Source organism: Microcoleus asticus IPMA8 (genome assembly GCF_013179805.1).
Taxonomy (GTDB): Bacteria; Cyanobacteriota; Cyanobacteriia; order Cyanobacteriales; family Microcoleaceae; genus Microcoleus; species Microcoleus asticus.
Window position 1 is genome coordinate 1 of sequence record NZ_SRRZ01000279.1, and the last position, 2,029, is coordinate 2,029.

General features: G+C 39.4%; 1 protein-coding gene. It reads left to right on the top strand.

Features of this window, described 5'->3' with window-relative positions; translation table 11 throughout:
* Window positions 1-690 precede the first annotated feature (690 nt).
* A complete protein-coding gene (locus tag E5S67_RS31805) occupies window positions 691-1,527 on the top strand; it encodes a metallophosphoesterase (RefSeq protein WP_172193451.1) in 837 nt (278 codons plus the stop codon).
* Window positions 1,528-2,029 lie beyond the last annotated feature (502 nt).

The window sequence follows — 2,029 nt, forward strand, 5'->3', positions numbered from 1 at the left end:
TAAAATTAAAAATTTCAAGAAGGTTATTTAATTATTTAGTAATGCACAAATTCAGGGTTTTGTCAAATTAATTTAGATGCGTTTACCCTGCATTTTAATGCCTGTTTAACTTCCCTTGAATTAGCCCAATATCAGGCTTATAATAGTCACTTATTAAGTCAGATATTTGTGTTTTCGATCTGTTATTATAAACCTCTGTAACTCAATCGTTATCTGCTTTATAACTTTTTTGAAAAGTTAGATTTAGACCCAAACTTGATTTTAAATTACCCTAACTTTCCTGAACTCCTGTCTATGCTACTCTGGCTACTTAAAAACTGTCCGAAGTATTGATTTAAAAGCTAATCTAATAAATACTCGGGAGCTTCAATTGAAAAGAGTGCATTAGCAATATATTCTTTCCTCGCAGGTCAGACTAATTCAATTAAGTTCTAGTACCAGGCGCTATTATGCGAGTAATTCTCAATTATAATTGGCATTGGGTTTAATTTTGTGGAGAAAATTATTTTTGTTTTTGCCTCCACGACTTTAGCCATTAGTCATCAGTCAGCAATTAGTGTTTATTAGTCAGAAAATAGTATTTATTAGTCAGATGACGGAAGGAAAAGGGAAGAATATCTAGTATGGCAGTCTTGCCTATTTATTTGCTAAGCTAGATGTTGCGCTCTGTCATCCATAAACCTTAGATTTATGCACAGGTTATTAACTGGGAAACTGCGAGTAGAGTATTTAAAAATACCGATCGCCAATCTCCCAGCAAATCTATCCGGTACTAAAATTGTACAGCTTACTGACTTTCACTATGACGGGGTGCGGCTGTCGGAATGGTTGCTAGAAGAGGCGATTGCTGCAGCCAATGAAGCTGAACCAGACATGATTTTTTTAACCGGTGACTTTATTACCTACGACCCCGCACCTATTTACGCCTTAGTGCACCGATTGAAAAGCTTGCAAAGTCGAGTGGGAATTTACGCGGTTTTGGGCAATCACGACCACTATTGGCCGGGGGCAAAAAAAGAGGTTGCTAATGCTTTAAATAGCGTCGGCATTCGGGTTTTGTACAACGAAGCAATCTATCCTTTCGGGTCAGAATTAGCTTTAGTTGGGTTAGCGGATTTTTGGTCGGGCGATTTTGCGCCTAAACCTGTAATGGCATCAATAAATCCCGCGATTCCTCGGATTGTATTGTCTCACAATCCTGATACTGCTGAAAAGCTGCAAAATTGGCGCATTGATTTGCAGTTGTCTGGCCACACTCACGGCGGTCAAATCGTTATTCCCGGTATCGGGCCTTTGTACGCTTGGGTGAGAAAAATTGGCTTTTTGATTCCTCAACCAATCCGAAAGTTCATTCCTTTTCTGTCGGCTTGCGATCGAGTAGTTACTCACTGGGAATGGGCTAGCGGTTTGCATCAGGTTGGAAGTAATTTGCTGTACGTGAATCGGGGTTTGGGAACTTATTCCCCGGGAAGGCTATTTTGTCCCCCTGAGGTGACAGTAATTACTTTGGTTTGTCAAAATACGTAAAGGCTGGTTTAGGGTCCATACTTTCCCGATCACAAATAATATAGCAGAAGGCAGAAGGAGCTTCGGCTTCGCGAGTGGGTAAAAAAAAGGAATTGGGTACAATTTCTGGCCTTGCTGAATAGAGGTATGATTTGTGCGGTCAAGGGATGTTTTGGCTACCCGATTTGCCTCGTTTGAGGGCGATTGAAATCATAGGATGGATAAGGAACCGGAACATCCCAAAACTTAAGATAATGGGCGTTGCTGAATTAGGGTATAATAAATTTATAGTGCGAGCGCCCAAAAATAACACTTCAAAAAACGCACAGCATATGCAATGTCCTGAATGTCAATCAACTCATCTTAATAAAAATTGTCAGAAAAAAGGTAAACAGAATTATATTTTTGTCGGTTGTGGCAGCCAATTTATAGATTAGACATCTCCAAAATAGTAACATTTTGTGGTACAAGAAGATCGTAAAGCTTTTTTGAGACAGAAACATGAGCGACATCCTGAATCATA

Bases quoted from the DNA above. Each gene is read 5' to 3' on its own strand.
- E5S67_RS31805 (WP_172193451.1), top strand. From the start codon at position 691: ATGCACAGGTTATTAACTGGGAAACTGCGAGTAGAGTATTTAAAAATA.